Source organism: Clostridium sp., from assembly GCF_051654825.1.
Classification (GTDB): Bacteria; Bacillota; Clostridia; order Clostridiales; family Clostridiaceae; genus Clostridium.
Window position 1 is genome coordinate 1 of the sequence record NZ_JBOFYU010000068.1, and the last position, 16,560, is coordinate 16,560.

The 16,560-nt window shown below is 27.7% G+C and carries 16 protein-coding genes; 1 reads left to right on the forward strand and 15 read right to left on the reverse strand.

Going from position 1 to position 16,560, the window contains the following annotated elements; all coding sequences use genetic code 11:
* The 13 genes from ACRDBA_RS04255 to ACRDBA_RS04315 form a co-directional block, all read right to left on the reverse strand.
* Positions 1–572 (reverse strand): electron transport complex protein RnfA (locus tag ACRDBA_RS04255; RefSeq protein WP_438571681.1); only part of this gene is annotated, 572 nt, incomplete at its 3' end.
* 15 nt (positions 573–587) lie between these two features.
* Positions 588–1,304, reverse strand: a complete 717-nt coding sequence (gene rsxE, locus ACRDBA_RS04260; RefSeq protein WP_438571682.1) for an electron transport complex subunit RsxE — start codon at positions 1,302–1,304, stop codon at positions 588–590.
* A 19-nt stretch (positions 1,305–1,323) separates the two neighbouring features.
* The gene (locus tag ACRDBA_RS04265) at positions 1,324–1,938 is read right to left on the reverse strand and encodes an RnfABCDGE type electron transport complex subunit G (RefSeq protein WP_438571683.1); all 615 of its coding nucleotides are present in this window, start codon (positions 1,936–1,938) and stop codon (positions 1,324–1,326) included.
* Positions 1,939–1,944: 6 nt separating this feature from the next.
* Positions 1,945–2,838 (reverse strand): RnfABCDGE type electron transport complex subunit D, encoded by an 894-nt coding sequence (locus tag ACRDBA_RS04270; RefSeq protein ID WP_438571684.1) that lies wholly within the window; start codon positions 2,836–2,838, stop codon positions 1,945–1,947.
* A 16-nt stretch (positions 2,839–2,854) separates the two neighbouring features.
* Positions 2,855–3,805: a 4Fe-4S dicluster domain-containing protein gene (locus ACRDBA_RS04275; RefSeq protein ID WP_438571685.1), complete on the reverse strand. Its 951-nt coding sequence runs from the start codon at positions 3,803–3,805 to the stop codon at positions 2,855–2,857.
* A gap of 222 nt (positions 3,806–4,027) precedes the next feature.
* Positions 4,028–4,945, reverse strand: a complete 918-nt coding sequence (locus ACRDBA_RS04280; RefSeq protein WP_438571686.1) for a tetratricopeptide repeat protein — start codon at positions 4,943–4,945, stop codon at positions 4,028–4,030.
* A 253-nt stretch (positions 4,946–5,198) separates the two neighbouring features.
* Entirely contained in the window at positions 5,199–5,531 is a 333-nt protein-coding gene (locus tag ACRDBA_RS04285) for a hypothetical protein (protein WP_438571687.1), read from the reverse strand.
* Between the two features lie 55 nt (positions 5,532–5,586).
* The gene (locus ACRDBA_RS04290) at positions 5,587–6,720 is read right to left on the reverse strand and encodes an SEC-C metal-binding domain-containing protein (protein WP_438571688.1); all 1,134 of its coding nucleotides are present in this window, start codon (positions 6,718–6,720) and stop codon (positions 5,587–5,589) included.
* A gap of 200 nt (positions 6,721–6,920) precedes the next feature.
* Entirely contained in the window at positions 6,921–7,883 is a 963-nt protein-coding gene (locus ACRDBA_RS04295) for a DHH family phosphoesterase (protein ID WP_438571689.1), read from the reverse strand.
* 114 nt (positions 7,884–7,997) lie between these two features.
* On the reverse strand, positions 7,998–9,326 hold the full coding sequence (locus ACRDBA_RS04300; RefSeq protein ID WP_438571690.1) for an extracellular solute-binding protein: 1,329 nt from the start codon (positions 9,324–9,326) through the stop codon (positions 7,998–8,000).
* A 41-nt stretch (positions 9,327–9,367) separates the two neighbouring features.
* A complete protein-coding gene (locus ACRDBA_RS04305; RefSeq protein WP_438571691.1) occupies positions 9,368–10,195 on the reverse strand; it encodes a carbohydrate ABC transporter permease in 828 nt (275 codons plus the stop codon).
* A gap of 13 nt (positions 10,196–10,208) precedes the next feature.
* The gene (locus tag ACRDBA_RS04310; protein ID WP_438571692.1) at positions 10,209–11,075 is read right to left on the reverse strand and encodes a carbohydrate ABC transporter permease; all 867 of its coding nucleotides are present in this window, start codon (positions 11,073–11,075) and stop codon (positions 10,209–10,211) included.
* Positions 11,069–12,112 carry an ABC transporter ATP-binding protein gene (locus tag ACRDBA_RS04315; protein ID WP_438571693.1) on the reverse strand — a complete coding sequence of 348 codons (1,044 nt, stop codon included), beginning with the start codon at positions 12,110–12,112 and terminating at the stop codon, positions 11,069–11,071. Before ACRDBA_RS04315 ends, ACRDBA_RS04310 begins: the two co-directional genes overlap by 7 nt.
* 117 nt (positions 12,113–12,229) lie before the next feature.
* Between ACRDBA_RS04315 and ACRDBA_RS04320 the strand changes: the two genes are divergently transcribed.
* Positions 12,230–13,777 (forward strand): bifunctional metallophosphatase/5'-nucleotidase, encoded by a 1,548-nt coding sequence (locus tag ACRDBA_RS04320; protein WP_438571694.1) that lies wholly within the window; start codon positions 12,230–12,232, stop codon positions 13,775–13,777.
* 143 nt (positions 13,778–13,920) lie between these two features.
* Here ACRDBA_RS04320 and ACRDBA_RS04325 read toward each other — a convergent pair whose 3' ends face one another.
* A complete protein-coding gene (locus tag ACRDBA_RS04325) occupies positions 13,921–16,131 on the reverse strand; it encodes an AAA family ATPase (RefSeq protein ID WP_438571695.1) in 2,211 nt (736 codons plus the stop codon).
* A 4-nt stretch (positions 16,132–16,135) separates the two neighbouring features.
* Positions 16,136–16,435, reverse strand: coding sequence for an ATP-dependent Clp protease adaptor ClpS (locus ACRDBA_RS04330; protein ID WP_438571696.1), 300 nt, complete (start codon positions 16,433–16,435; stop codon positions 16,136–16,138).
* Positions 16,436–16,560: the final 125 nt, after the last annotated feature.

Consider the following 16,560-nt stretch of genomic DNA (forward strand, 5'->3'; position numbering starts at 1 on the left):
ATTAATCCTTGGAATCCTAAAAAGGCAATTGACATTAATCCTGCTGTAAATAATGTAATTGGTAATCCTCTTAGAACTACAGGTATATTTTCATTATTGTCTATTCTTTCTCTAATAAATGATAGAAGTACTATTGACAGCATATATCCTGATGCTGCTCCTACACCATTTACTAATGACTGAACAAATGTATATCCCTCTTGAATATTTAATGTTGCCATTCCTAATACAGCACAGTTAGTTGTTATAAGCGGTAAGAATATCCCAAGAGCCTTGTGAAGGCTTGGTGATAATTTCTTCATTGCCATTTCAACAAATTGTACTAATGCTGCAATAACTAAAACATTAGCTATTGTTTTTAAATACTCTAATTCAAATCTTACTAATATCCCATTGTAAACTAACCATGACATTATTGAAGCTATTATCATTACAAAAGTTACAGCAAGCCCCATACCTACAGCTGCATCCTTCTTTTTTGAAACTCCAAGGAATGAACATATTCCTAGGAATTTAGAAAGAACAAAGTTGTTAACTAACATTGCTGATAGGAAAATTAAAAATAATTCCACTTTTTATTCACTCCTTTAGTTTTTCTTTATTTCTATTGTTGATTTTTCTTCTTTATTTGTATTGCATGAACCTGTTCCACAACCTGAACAACTTCCACAATTATGCTCTAATGATTTAGCTTTTTCTCCTGTTTTTTCTGCCTTTTTTATATTAATATAATTAAGTAATACCATAAGTGCACCTAAAGTAAAGAATGCACCTGGAGCTAAAATCATTATTGACGCTGGTTTAAAAGCTTCTGGCATAATTTGAATTCCTAATATTTGCCCTGCACCTAAAAACTCTCTAAATGCTCCTATTGCAAATAATGCAACTGTAAATCCAAGACCCATTCCTACAGCATCAAATATTGATGGCATTACTGTATTTTTTGAAGCGTAGCTTTCAGCTCTCCCCAAAATTATACAGTTAACAACTATAAGAGGTATAAATATACCTAATGATTTATAAAGACTTGGTAAATATCCTTGCATTAACATATCTACTATTGTTACAAAGGATGCAATAACTACTATATAAGCAGGTATTCTTATTTTATCTGGAATAAACTTTCTTAGTGCTGAAATAATCATGTTTGAAAATATTAAAACCACTGTTGATGCTAATCCCATTCCTAAAGCATTTTCAGCATTTGTTGTAACCGCTAGGGTTGGACACATAGCTAAAACTTGAACAAAAATAGGGTTTTCAGTAATTATTCCATTTTTTAATCTTTCTTTAAACTTGTTCATTATAACCCTCCTGAATTATTTAGCTTTCACTAGCTCCTGTATTTGTATCTGTATTTTTTTCACCATTAACTTCTTCACCCTTAATTTTTTCATTATAGAAGCCTATTGCGTCATTTACAGCATTTACACTTGCTTTGCTTGAAGTAGTTGCTCCTGATATTGCTTCTACCTCATTATCTTTACTCGGAGCCGTTTTTACAGCTTCTAGATATTCTGTAGTTTTCTTGTTAGAAAATCTTGAGGTAAACTTTTCTTCTTCAACCTTAGCTCCTAATCCAGGTGTTTCACTATGTGATAGTACTTTTATTCCTGAAATCATATCATCGTTAGATATAGCAACAACAAAGTCGATAGCTCCATGGAATCCTTTGCTACTTACCTTTAATACATATCCAACTAATTCTTCACCTTTTACAGCTTCATAAACTTCCTTTATAGTACTTTCTTCTTCTATTTCTATAGTCATATCTCTAATAGAATCCGCTGCAGGTAAAACTATTTTTAAGTCTTCTTTGCTTATTTTTGAATTTTCTATTATTGCGTCTTTAGTTAAACTATTAGCAAAACCTAATAATAATCCTGCTATAGCTGTAATAATTAAAAGTGTTCCACCTAACTTAAAATTTTCCTTCATATCTTATTAAGCCTCCTTTTTAATCTTTACTCTTTTAGTAGTAAAGTACTCTATTAAAGGAGTACAAAGATTTACTATTATAATTGCATAATAAGGACCTTCTGGATTGAATCCTTTTACTGCAATGAAGCTTGCAATTATCCCAGCAATTAATCCAAATAAATATTGTCCAACCTTGCTCATTGGAGTTGTTGCATAATCTGTAGCCATAAATATTGCTGCTAAGAAGAATGCTCCTGATATTAAACCTTCTTTTTCAAATATTCCATACATTACAAATGATGATAAAATAAATGCAAAAGGAGCTCTTAAACTAATTACCTTTCTAAAAGCTAAATATACTCCACCAATACATAAAGCTAATATAGAAACTTCACCTATATTTCCTGATGCTTGTCCTACTATCTGATCAAGTAATGACACTGTTTTTTCTGCAACTTCTGATGCTGAAGATGTAGCGTCTACAACCGGCTTTGCCATAACAGCTGCCCATGATGCTATTAAAAATGCCTTTGTTGCAGCTTCTGGATTCATAAAGTTTTGTCCTAAACCACCAAAGAATTGTTTAACAACTATTATACTAAATGCTGAACCTATTATCGGTATCCATAAAGGTACATGTGTAGGCATTATAAGACCTAATATTATACCTGATACTATTGGACTTAAATCTGTTAACCAAACTGTTTTCTTTACATATTTATTCCAAAGAGCCTCTATTACAACACTTGCTAAAATAGATGTAACAAGTATTTTAGCTGCTGCTTGTTCATAAAAATATATCCCTGCAAAAACTACTGGTATTAAAGCTATTATGTAATCTATCATAATTCTATTAATTCCAAGACCTTTTTTTACATGAGGTGCAGGAGATACTTTAATATTTATATTTTCCACCATATTCACTCCTATCCAACTATTTATTATTAAATGCTTTTGCTGTCTTTATAGTTTGAGCAACTTCTATATTTGAGGGACATATAAAACTACATAAACCACATTCTATACAGTTATCTCCTCCAAATTTTGAAAATTCATCCTTTTCATTTCTCTTATAAAGCTCCATTAGCTTTATTGGATTTAATCCCTTTGGACAAATTCTTAAGCATTTTGCACATCTAATGCAGCTACTCGCTTCTCTTGATGGTGAATCATCTTCAGTTAAAAATAAGATACTTTTAGTTTCTTTATTAATCTTAAAGCTCAAATTATATTCTGACTTTCCTGAAATACTTCCATTTATGATTATCTTTTTTAAAGAAGTACTATCTCCACTTAAGCTATTAAAAATATCTAGTAAGCTTGTCCCGTTATAAGCAGCAAATACCTTATTAGCTTTTACTGCACTACCATAAATAGTTATGTAAAGTATATTTTCACTTTCTTTTAATCTTTGACCATAATATATGATATCTACAAGGTCTAATGCTAAAACTTCATCTTTAGAAACAGCTTTTCCAAAAGATTTTTTATAAACCTTTTCATCATCTGAACATAACATAGGATTAACTTTAACTACTTCTCCTAAATCAGAAATATCACTAATTAGCTCTTTGTCTTTTTTGTTAACTATAAATTTTACATTTTTAACATTTAAACTTGCTTTAAGCTTATCTAATCCAAGTTTAAACAACTCTTTGTTTTCACTTAATATTACCTTTGAACCATTTAAATCAGGATTGAAACTACAAAAATTTATTAATAGATAATTTGCTTTTATACCATTTAAAAATAAATCATCTCCCATATTCTCACTTGCAGATTTTTCAACTAATTCACTTGTCAATAAAATATTATCTATTTTATTATCTTCTAACTTAAATAATTTATTTGAAAAAACTTCTCTATAAAATAGATTATTTATCAATACTAAAACCTCCTAAAAATTACTATATAATGTCTATACAAATTAAACATTATTACTTAAATACTACCATACTTACTATACCACCACAACAATTGTAATGTATTTAACAATGTTATATCGGCCTATAAAGGCTATTTTCCCGTAAATTAATACAAAAAAATTATTTTTTCAATTAATTACCTTATAAAAAATAAAAATATAGTTATTTTTTTAACTATATTTTTAATCAAACTCTTTTTTATATTTATCTAAATCCCTTAATGGGTCAAGTTCCCTGTCCTTTTTCATATATTCTATGAAAATATCATTTAAACTTATGCATTTAATTAAATCATCAAATGCCTTATCTAATTCATTAATATTTACATAAAAGCATGCTCTATTATAATATAAAAAGCTTTCCTCAGGATTTTCTTTTATTCCACTATTAATAACTTCTATAGCTTTTTCAAAATTATTATTTTCTCTATAAATAACTGCAAGATTTAAAAAACTATAAGGATAATTTTCATTATTTTCAATAGATTCATTATAATATTTTATTGCATTTTCTACATCTCCTAACTTTCTAGAAAATACACCCATATTAAACAATACCCTAAAGTGCTTAGGTGAAATTCTTAATGCTTCTTTCATATAATTAATAGCTTCCTCTACATAGCCAAGCTCATCATATATACATCCTAAGTTTGCATTAGCCCATAAATCATTTTTAACTAGATTTAAAACTATCTTGTAATTTTCTATTGCCTTTTCCTTTTCCCCGATTTCATCATATGCATTAGCTAAGAAAAAATAAGCTCTATCATATTTATCGTCTATTTTAATAGCTTTTTTATAATATTCTATAGCATCTTCATAAAAACAATCTTCATCATATAGTATTGCTAAACCATAATAAGCTCTTGCTTCATTTGAATCTAATTCTAATACTTCCCTGTATTTTTCTTCAGATAAATCCTTGCTTCCAACCTTATCATATAGTAATGCCATATCTAATATTAATTCTATATCTGATTTTCCTTCCTTTAATCTATAAGCCTTTTTATAAAATTTCAAAGCCTTTAAATAATTTTTCTCTGAAGTAAATCCTCTTCCAATGTTTATATAATTTTCAAAAAGATATCTTTCACTACCCACTTTCTTTCACTCCTTTCCTATTATTTATTATATCCAAATTAACATTTTTTTAGCTTTAGGTGGAGTTTTAACTCTATCTTAAGGTTAGAAATTGTTTATCTATTTGTATGTCAATTATTATATCACTCCTAAAGATGATGGAATGTTACAACTACTAGCCATCAGATAAGTAAAAATTTCTATGTTACTAATTAATAAAAATAAAGTCTAGTTTATGATTTTCTTTACCACAACCAGACTTTACCAATACTATTTAAATAAACTTTTTACATCCACTTAAAATTACTTTCATAAAAAATCCTTCAATTAAGATAATAAATAAAATTATCATTAAACTTTTAATTCCAAAAGTTATTGATACAGCTGCTAAAAAAATATATAGGCAACCTGTTATCATAATAACTTCACCAAACCATCTAGAAAACATAGCCTTATCTTCTATTTCATTGTATTTTATATCATTCGAAAAAATAGATATACTTTGTATAAACATCCCTACTATATTTTCACTTTTTTTAAACCATAAAAAGCACCCAAATATAAATTCAAGTAACCCATATAGTAATATCATATATTTAAAAACCATCTGTTCTCCCCCATTAGTTAATAAAAAACTATTTAGTTAACTATAGAATAAGCTTTTACTTTCCACAACATTTCTTATATTTTTTATTACTTCCACAAGGACACGGATCATTTCTTCCTATTTTATCTTCAGCTATAACTGTTTTCTTTTTATTTTCTATTTCAGCTTCAGTATGCCCCTTTAATCCCCATTGCTTTACTAACTTTGCAAGCTTTTCTAACTCAGCTATAAATATATTTTTTTCATAATCTGATTCAATTTCATAAGCCTCTAAAAACGTTTCTATTGCATCCTCAATAGGAACAAGGTTTTTAATAGAAATTGAAAAGCTCTCTATTTCTTCTTTAAGTATTTTTTTATCTATTACAAAAAGCTCACCAATTACTTTTTCTAGCTTTGCTCCTTGTTTGTTTTCTTCATTAAAATCTGGTTTTGAAGCCTTAATTAATGATTTTTTATCTAGTTTTATGTAATTAATATCTTTATTACTTTCTTGTGTTTGAAGTATTTCTTCAGGATTATCAACATCTATATGATATGCTATATTATCTTCAATTTGATAATCAAACCCTAGCTCCTCACCATCTAAAATTAAAGTTTCAATATCTTTGCTATTTAAACTATAATCTACATGATCAACAACAAGCTCTTTAAATTTATCAAAAGTTAAAACTCCATAATAATAAATCATTCCAGCAAATATCTTTTGAATTTCAGTATTTCTTTTTGCTTTTTCTCTTAATTCATCATTTAATTTTTCATTTATTAAAGTATGAATATCTTCTGGTAAAATAATATTTAATTTACCTTCTACCATTCCAGTAAACATTAAGCCTCTATTTCTAAAATAATTGGCATTTATTAATTCACTACAAGAATACTCCTTAGTTCCCCCTAAGGAAATTAACTCTTCTAAAAACTCTACAGCATCTATATCTAAAAGATTTAATACAATATCAATATTGGAAATTATACTTTCTTTTACCTTTTTAACAGCATCTGCTTTTTTTAAAGTAGTTATTCCCCTTACACCATATTTAGAAGCTATTTTTACTAATTCATCCTTAGTCATTCTATCTAAATGATATTCTAAAGATAAGTTTTCCTCCATAGCCTTCCACATTTTCTCAACTTTTCTCATATCTGCTTTAAATATATCTTCTTGCAGTTTATTAATGTCCTTATCCAAAATTGTCACCTCTTCTTTAATCTAAAGGAATTCCTTCTAGGTATTCCATATCTGTATATAACTATTCTATTTTTTAATCTATCTATCATTATATATGTTTTAACATATTTATGTACAGTATAAATCTTTAAATAATTTTTATTAACTATAAAAATTATAAAAACATCTATAAGCTTTAACTTATAGATGTTTTATTTAAATTACTTATTCTCTTTAAATGATTTACAATTCAAGTCTAAATCAGCAATGATTTTATCTACAATTTCCCAATTTTCTAATTTAGCTCCTGCTGCTAGTTTATGGCCTCCTCCACCATATTTAGCAGCAATATCATTTACTGTTGGTCCATTTGATCTAAACTCACACATTATTTTCATGTCCTCTGGATTTTGAACAAAGAAATTCCAGTTAATTATTCCTTCACAATCTGCTAATGAATTAACCATTCTAACAGCTTTAATACATTCTAATCCATACTTCTTTAAATCTTCAGCCCTAACTTTTAAGTAAGCTAATCCATGTTCTGTTTCCTTAAAGTTTTCATATATATATCCTAGGAATTTTAACTCTTCCTTTTTTCTCTTGTACATATGTAAGTATATATCTTTAGTATTTAAATCATAAGTAATTTTAGATAACTTATTAAATATATTAGTTGGGTTTTCTACATATAAAAATCTTCCTGTATCACCTATTATTCCAGTAAATAATGCTTTTCTTCCTATATTACTTATCTTTAATTTATCTTCACTATTTAAATAAAGGTCTAATATCATTTCACTACAAGAAGTATAATTAGTATCTACCCATGTTAAGTCTTCAAATGGTTTATCAAATGGTTTGTGATGATCTATTTTAATTACATATCCACAATTTAAAAAGCTTTGATTATCAACCCTGGGACTATTTGATACATCTACTATTATCCCCAAAGTATTTTTATCTACATCTTCATTTTTATCCATTTTGCCAATATACTCTAAATCACTATTATGTTCTCCTAAAAGAATAACTTTTTTATCCTTATATGTGCTTAAAATTATATCCTTTAAAGCTGTTTGTGAACTATATGAATCTGGATCTGGAAATACATGTCTGTAGATAGCTATATTGTCATACTCTTCTATTTTGCTTATTATTTTATTAATTAAATTAATATCCACTACTTCCTCCTATATTATCTATATTTTTCATTATTATATCAGTATTTTCATTTAACATAAATCTTATTTAAAAAATAAAAGATCGCTAATATTATAAGCGATCTTTTATTTTTATTATTGTCTTTGTATAGATGTTTCTACTTGAGAATTAGTATCTTTAATTAATGCTTCTATATCGCTAATATTTCCAGATACATATGAATCATATTTTTCTTTTGCTATATCACGTGCAGATTGTGCATTATTTACAGCTGGAGTGTAATATGCATAACCCAAAGCATTTTGAGCTACTGGATAAATTTTAGAGTAAATTAATCCTTCATTTGCTAAAGCTTCCTTAACTGTAACTGTATCAGCTGCTGATTTACGTACTGGTAAATAACCTGTTTCAACTGCAAATTTAGCTGTATTTTCAGTATTTGTTGCAAACTTAATAAATTCATAAGCTGCATATTGAGCTTCAGGTGATACATCAGTTGTTATAAATAATGATGCACCTTGTTGTATAACTGATTGTTCTTTTCCTTCGAAAACTGGAACTTCAACTGCAACAACTTCAAATTCATCATTAGTTTTAATATGTGATGCTCCTGCTGTTGAGCCTTGATACATTAAAAGCTTTTGATTAGAAAATGGTCCTGATAGGAATTTATCTTCACCAGGAATACGGAAATATCCATTTTGAACATTATCTTTATAGTAATTCATAAATGTTCTAGTCCAATCATTATCAACATTTATTTTACCTTCTAATTCTACAAAATCTTTCCCATCCATTTTTAAAGTTGAGATAAATGCGTTAGAGCTACTGTCAAATCCAAATCCAGGTATACCTAACTCATCTTTTGCCTTTTTAGAGATTTCAGTTAGTTTTTCCATTGTTAAGCTTTCTAAATCTGAAACTTTATATCCTAATTTTTCTAATAAATTCTTATTTACATAAACTACTTCTGTAGATTTAGTCATAGGTATTCCATAAACCTTACCATCACCCCATTGTGATAATTCATCAGTAAATGGTTTATAAAAATCATTTGCTAAATCATCCTTCATTCCTACTGTTTCATGGTCTATATATCCTTGTATATTAAGTATTTTTCCTTGTTCTATTAATCCTGTAGCTAAGTCAGGATATGCATTAATAATAGCAGGAAGTGAATTTGATTGAGCTGCTGCTATTATTTTTTTATTTAAATCTGTAATACTTCCTTGTGGTGATGCCTTAACAGTAATTCCTTTACCATTAGTGTTATTAAATTCATCCACTATTTTTTGTAATGACTCTTGTTGTTTTCCATTTAAGTAATGCCACATTTCAATTTCTATTGGCCCACTTAATTCTGTTACAATAGTAACCTCTTCAGCTTTCTTTTTTGTGCAACCTGTAAATAATGAAAATGTTGCTAAAGCTGCTAATGCTGATGCTATTAATCTTTTTTTCATTTTTTCACCTCATATTTTAAAGTTATTTTAAAGTTATTTAATTAACCCTTTATTCCACCAATTGAAATACCACTCATAATCTTTTTATGAAGGAATATATAAATTACTACAATTGGCATAGTTATAATTGTTGATGCCGCCATTAATAACTCATAGCTATTTCCAACTTCTGATTGAAAGGCAGTTAAACCATTTGCAAGAAGTCTCATATTGTCACTGTTTGTTACTAAAAGTGGCCATAAAAATGCATTCCAAGAATTTATTCCTACAAGAATACAAATTGTTATTATTGATGGCTTCGCCATAGGAACCATTATGTTCCATAAGAATTTCCAATCACTTGCACCATCAACTTTTGCAGCATAATAAAGCTGCTTTGGAATCTTAAGAAAGAATTCTCTTAGCATATAAATATATAAAACATTAGCCATATACGGCACAAATAGTGCTTGATATGTATCTATCCATTTTAAACTAGCTATTGTTTTAAAATTAGTAACTATAAGTACTTCCCCTGGAATCATCATAGAAGCTAAAAATAATGCAAAAATTAAATCTCTTCCCTTAAATTCTAAATGAGAAAAGGCAAATGCTGATAATATTGCTATTATTACTGTTGTAATTATACTTAATATAGTAACAATAATTGTGTTTAAGAAATACCTTCCAAAAGGAGCCATACTTAAAGCTTTACCATAATTTTCCCATAACACTTCATTTGGAAATAATGTGGGTGGAGTTTGAATAACTTCATATCCACTTTTTAATGAAGATGCAATCATCCAATAAAAGGGGAATAATGTTACTATTGCAAATAAAATTAATAATATATACTTTAAGGTTACCCATACTTTACTATTGCTATTCATACAAATCCCCTCCTTAGTAATGTATTTTATTTCTAGTAGCTACTCTTTGAATTAATGTAACTCCAATTATAATTACTAGAAGTACTACAGATGCTGCAAAAGCTAATGGGAAGTCTTGATCTCCATAAAATCTATCTATTATATATCGTACTACTGTAGATACAGCTCCATCTAAGGTTCTTCCTCCAAACAGCACATATACTTCAGTATAAACTTTAAAGGCAGCTATTAAGCTAATAATATATGTATAAGCTATAATAGGTGAAACAAGCTTAATTGTTATCTTTCTAAAAATTGTTCCACTAGATGCCTGATCTATTTTAGCCGCTTGATAATATTGCGGATTTATAGATGCAATTCCTGTAGTTAATATTAATGTATTAAAGGCTAAACTTTTCCAAACAGCAAAGATAACTAGAGCTACCATTGAATACTTAGGGTCGTTGAGCCAATTAATAGAACTTATTCCTATTGCATTTAAAAAATAATTAATTACTCCATATTCACTATTAAATAACCAAGACCATACTACACCTATGGCTACTAATGAAGTTACATAAGGTAAAAAATAAATACTTTGAAATATTCCTCTCATTCTATCATTAGATAAATGAACTAATGTATTTGCTAATATCAATGAAACAAATACTGATATTATAGGCACCACAGCAGCATAGATTAATGTATTGATTAAAGACTGTATAAATCTTTTATCACCTAGCAAATATTTATATGTAGCTATTCCAAACTTAAAGCCACTAGCCTTAGTTTCATCAAAACTAAATATTATAGTATTAACTATTGGATAAAAAACAAAAATTCCTAGTATTATTAATGCTGGCAATAAATATAAATAACCTTTATAGTTTCTTTTTAACATTTACTAATAAACTCCTCAGTTTCCATATCAAATAAATATGCTTTTCCTTTTTTAGGTTTAATCTTTATTTTACTGCCTTCATTAACCTTGTATTCCTTTTCTAATAGCATCTTAAATATACTTCCTTTGTAATCTAACGTTAAAAGAATTTCTCTTCCTAAAACTTCTACTGTAACTACCTTTGTTTCAATTCCATCATTTGATACTTCTAAATCTTCTGCTCTAATTCCTAAGTAAACTCTACTTTTATTTTTAGGTAAATTTTCAAACTTCAAATTCTCTAACATAGCTTCGCTATTTTTTACATCTAAAGTTATAAAATTCATTTCTGGACTACCTATAAATGAAGCCACAAACTTATTTTTAGGATTCATATACAAATCACTTGGAGTAGATATTTGCTGTATAGCACCATCCTTCATCAATATAATTTGATCTGATATACTCATAGCTTCTTCTTGGTCATGTGTAACAAAGATTGCTGTTACACCTGTTTCCTTTTGTATCCTTCTTATCTCCTGTCTTGTTTCAACTCTTAGCTTTGTATCTAAGTTTGATAAAGGTTCATCTAAAAGTAATATTTCTGGTTTCTTAGCAATAGCTCTTGCAATTGCAACTCTTTGTTGTTGCCCTCCTGATAGTTGACCTGGCTTTCTATCTAACAAGCCATCAATCTTTACAACCTTTGCTACTTCTACTGCTCTTTTTTCTGAATCTTCTTTACTCCATTTTAAATTTTTAAGTGGGAACATAATATTCTCTTTTACAGTCATATGTGGATATAGTGCATAGTTTTGGAAAACTAATCCTATACCTAATTTTTCTGGCTCTAAACCAGTGACATCACGATCGCCAAAAAATATTTTTCCTCCACTTGGTTTGTGAATACCTGAAATTGTAAATAACGTAGTTGATTTACCTGATCCTGATGGACCTAGTAAAGAAACTAACTTTCCTTTAGGGATTTGGATGCTTATATTATCAATAGCTGTAAAGTCACCAAACTTTACTAGTAATTTATCTAATTTAATCCCCATTAAAATTTCACCTCGCTTTAATTTTCTACATATCAATATAATGTATTAAATGTGAACAATATATACATTATCTTTAATTGAAATTTGGGTAAAATATATTTTGAAGGAAGTGATAAAATGAAAGTAAATATAATTCAAACCTCTGATTTACATGGTTATGTGTTGCCTAAAACATATCATGATGAAAAAAAATCTAATATAGGACTTAGTAAAATTTCATCTTTAATAAATAATATTAGAAGTAAAGACAATATAAATTTATTAATAGATACTGGTGATAGCTACCAAGGCAATCCTATTATTTACAATTACATTAAAAACCATGCGAATCTTCCAAATCCCATGGCATTGATATTTAATTATTTAAAATACGATGCTCATACTATAGGAAATCATGAATTTGATTATGGAAAAGAAAACTTAAATAACTTTATAAATGAATGTACAGCTCCTTGGTTATGTTGTAATGTAAAAAACTTTGAAAATATATTAAATATAAAACCTTATACTATCAAAAACTATGATAATGGATTAAAGATAGGACTCATAGGCGCAACCACAAAATATATTCCAAATTGGATTGATAGTAAAATTTTAAATCCTCTAGAATTTCTAGACCCTGTTGAATCTATAGAAAAAATAGTAAATGAAATTCGTAATAAAGTTGATATTATAATAGTTACATATCATGGTGGCCTAGAAAAAGATCCTCAAAGCAATATTAATGAGGGTGTTCAAAATGGTGAAAATCAGGGATTTGAAATATTATCAAAAATTAAAGGTATAGATGTGTTACTTTTAGGTCATCAACATAGACATTCCTATGGCAAATATAATAATATTCCTTATGTAATGCCGCTTCCTAAAGGTTCAATGATTGGATCAATACAATTAAACATAGAAGAGGACACAAAAGGAAAATGGATTATAAAGGATAGTACTTCCTCTACACTTAATGTTGAAGAATATGAAAGTGATAAAAATATAGAAAATATATTTAAACCCTATGAAGAAAAAGGGCAAGAATGGTTAGATAGAAAAATATCAAAATTAAATAAAAAACTTATCGTACAAGATTTCTTTAAAGCCAGGTTAGAAAAACATCCTATAATACAATTTATTAATAATATTCAAATGGAACTAACTAATGCAGATATTTCTGTAATGCCTTTATTTGATAATACACGTGGCTTTGATGAGGATGTTTCTGTTAGAGATGTACTTTCCGCATGTCCTTATGCAAACACTTTAAAAGTACTTAAAATGTCAGGAGCTAAAATTAAAGAGGCCTTAGAAAAAACAGCTAACTATTTTACAATAGAAAATGGTGAAATCTCTATAAATAAAGATTATATTTATCCAAAGGCTCAACATTATCAATACGATATGTGGGATGGTATAAAATATACTATTAAGGTATCAAATCCACTTGGTGAAAAAATTGTTTCACTTACTTATGAAAATGTGCCTATTAAGGATAATGATTGTTTTAATGTTGTTGTTAATAGCTATAGAGCGAATGGTGGTGGAGATTATAAAATGTTTAAGGAATCTCAAGTAGTTGCAGAGATAGATATAGATACTACTGAATTACTTTTAAAATACTTTGAAAATAATCCATCAATTGATTTTACTCCTATAAATAATGTTACTATAATAAAATAATTATTTATATAAAAAAAACTGCCTAAATAATTAAAAACTTAGGCAGTTTTACTTAATTAAGGGTTAATTAAGTTTAGATAAACTTATTATATATCATAAATATTAAATACATATTAAGAAAAAATTAAAATCACTTTAAATACTTATATTATTTGTAAACTACCATCAATAATATCAACTGTACATTTTCCACCATCTCTTAACTTTCCAAATAAAATTTCATCAACTAAAATAGATTTTAACTCTAAATCTATAATTCTAATAATTTCCCTTGCTCCAAACTCAGTAGAAACTCCCTTTTTAGCAATATAGCTTTTTAAGTCATCAGTAAATTCTATTTCTATATTTTTATCCATTAACTTATGCTTAAATTTATTTAACTGATGATAAACTATCTTATTTGCCATATTTTCATCTATATGATTAAACTTAATTATTTTATCTAATCTATTTCTAAATTCAGGAGTAAATACTTTCTTTACTTCACTATCAATAGAACTACTATTTACTTCTCTTCTTCCAAATCCTACAAGAGATTTTCCAATTTCCCTTGCTCCTGCATTTGATGTCATAATTATTATACTATTTCTAAAATCCGCTTTTCTTCCTTTATTATCAGTCAAGGTAGCATAATCCATTACTTGTAATAAAACACTTAAAATATCTGTATGAGCCTTTTCAATTTCATCTAATAATAAAACTGAATTAGGCTTCTTTCTTATTGCATCAGTTAGCATTCCACCTTCCTCATATCCAACATACCCAGGTGGTGAGCCTATAAGCTTAGCAGCTGCATGCTTTTCAGTATATTCACTCATATCAAATCTTATTAAATCTATATTAAGAACATCTGATAAAGTCTTAGCTATTTCTGTTTTACCTACACCTGTAGGTCCAACAAATAACATTGCTGCCACTGGTTTATTCTCTTCCTTTAACCCAGCTCTTGAAAGTTTTATACATTTTACTACTTCTTTAATTGCCTCTTCTTGACCAAATACATTTTTCTTTAATGTACCTTCAAGCTCTCTTAAAGAATCAATTTCATGACTTTCAATAGTCTGCTTTGGAATATTACAAATAGATGATATAATTTCCTCTATTGTATTAGATGTTATTATTCTATTAGATTCATCCTCATTATTAATGCTAATATATGCTCCTGCCTCATCTATAATATCAATTGCCTTATCTGGTAAAAACTTATCATTTATATATTTATTGCTTAATTCAACTGCTGAAACTATAGATTCATCTAAATATTTCACCTTATGGAAATCCTCAAAATTACCCTTTAGTCCATTAATAATCTTTATAGTTTCATCAACAGATGTTTCCTTTATATCTACTATTCCAAACCTTCTACTTAAAGCTTTATCCTTTTCAAAGTATTTTTTATACTCATCAAATGTAGTTGCACCAATAAATCTTATTTTTTCTTTTAATAAATATCCTTTTATAAGACCTGCACCATCTAGTGCCCCTCCATTTAAGGCTCCTGCCCCTACTATATTATGTATTTCATCAATATATACTATTGGATTTTCTAATTCTTGTATTTCATTAAAAATATCTTGTATTCTTTCCTCAAAATCTCCTCTATATTTAGTTCCTGCTAATATAGAAGATATATCTAAAGAAAATATTTGCGCATTTTCAAGTTGCTTTGGAACCTTTCCATCTACTATCATCCTTGCTAAACCATATGTAATAGCAGTTTTCCCTACACCAGGCTCACCAACGTGAATAGGATTGTTTTTAGTTCTTCTACATAATATTTGAATAGTTCTATTAATAATATGTTCTCTTCCGATTAATGGGTCTATTAATTCTTCCTTTACTAAATCATTTAAGTTTGTAGTATATTTCTTTAAAATCCCCTTATTATTTTCTTTTTTATTATCTTCTTTTATGTCGCTATCTTCATTTTTATCTAAATCTCTATGACATAAGAAATATAATAAATCGCCCTTACTTATTCCTTGTTCTTCTAAATAATAAGTAGCATAACTTTCCTCTAATAAATATAAAGCAGAAATTATATGCTCTATATCTATAACATCCTTTTCACTAAAAGCAGCTTGCTTTGCAGCATTAAGTATTATAGTATTTAGTGAATAACTTTCACTTGGCTCTATTCCTTGAACCTTATCTACATAATTACTTATATATTCTTCTAAATCTTTTCTTAATTTTTCTATATCACCATTACATTTTTTAAATGCACTTTCAAAATCACTATTATTTAATAAACAATATAGTAAATGTTCAGGAGTAAAAAACTCATCCTCATTTCTTCTTGCTAATTTATATGCTTCACTTAAAACCTTATTTACGCTTTTAGAAAGTTCCATTTTTTTAAACCTCCTCTATAGTAAGCTTAAAAGGAAAATCTTCTTCCTTAGCTAACGTCATTGCTACCATAACCTTTGAATTTGCAATATCATATGTATAAATCCCTGCAATACCTCTACCTGATTTATGAACATCCATCATTACCTTGTTTGCCTCTTCAACACTTTTATTAAAAATGTCCATTAATATTGCCACAACAAATTCCATTGTAGTGAAATCATCATTATGCATTATAACTTTATAATGCTTTGGCTTTTTTACTTTAACCTTATTTTCTTCTCTAATATTTATTTTAGTTTCCAAGTATTGTCCTCCATATACTAAATATTAATCTTTTCTATATAGTTATTTATACTAATTATATTCTTTTTTTTCTATATTTATCAACATTAATTAGATTCAAACATATAATCTTTTATAAAGGGATT

Coding starts and splice junctions, on each gene's coding strand:
- rsxE (WP_438571682.1), bottom strand. CDS start 1,304: ATGAACAAGTTTAAAGAAAGATTAAAAAATGGAATAATTACTGAAAAC.
- ACRDBA_RS04300 (WP_438571690.1), bottom strand. CDS start 9,326: ATGAAAAAAAGATTAATAGCATCAGCATTAGCAGCTTTAGCAACATTT.
- ACRDBA_RS04265 (WP_438571683.1), bottom strand. CDS start 1,938: ATGAAGGAAAATTTTAAGTTAGGTGGAACACTTTTAATTATTACAGCT.
- ACRDBA_RS04310 (WP_438571692.1), bottom strand. CDS start 11,075: ATGTTAAAAAGAAACTATAAAGGTTATTTATATTTATTGCCAGCATTA.
- ACRDBA_RS04315 (WP_438571693.1), bottom strand. CDS start 12,112: ATGGGGATTAAATTAGATAAATTACTAGTAAAGTTTGGTGACTTTACA.
- ACRDBA_RS04320 (WP_438571694.1), top strand. CDS start 12,230: ATGAAAGTAAATATAATTCAAACCTCTGATTTACATGGTTATGTGTTG.
- ACRDBA_RS04285 (WP_438571687.1), bottom strand. CDS start 5,531: ATGGTTTTTAAATATATGATATTACTATATGGGTTACTTGAATTTATA.
- ACRDBA_RS04270 (WP_438571684.1), bottom strand. CDS start 2,838: ATGGTGGAAAATATAAATATTAAAGTATCTCCTGCACCTCATGTAAAA.
- ACRDBA_RS04305 (WP_438571691.1), bottom strand. CDS start 10,195: ATGAATAGCAATAGTAAAGTATGGGTAACCTTAAAGTATATATTATTA.
- ACRDBA_RS04325 (WP_438571695.1), bottom strand. CDS start 16,131: ATGGAACTTTCTAAAAGCGTAAATAAGGTTTTAAGTGAAGCATATAAA.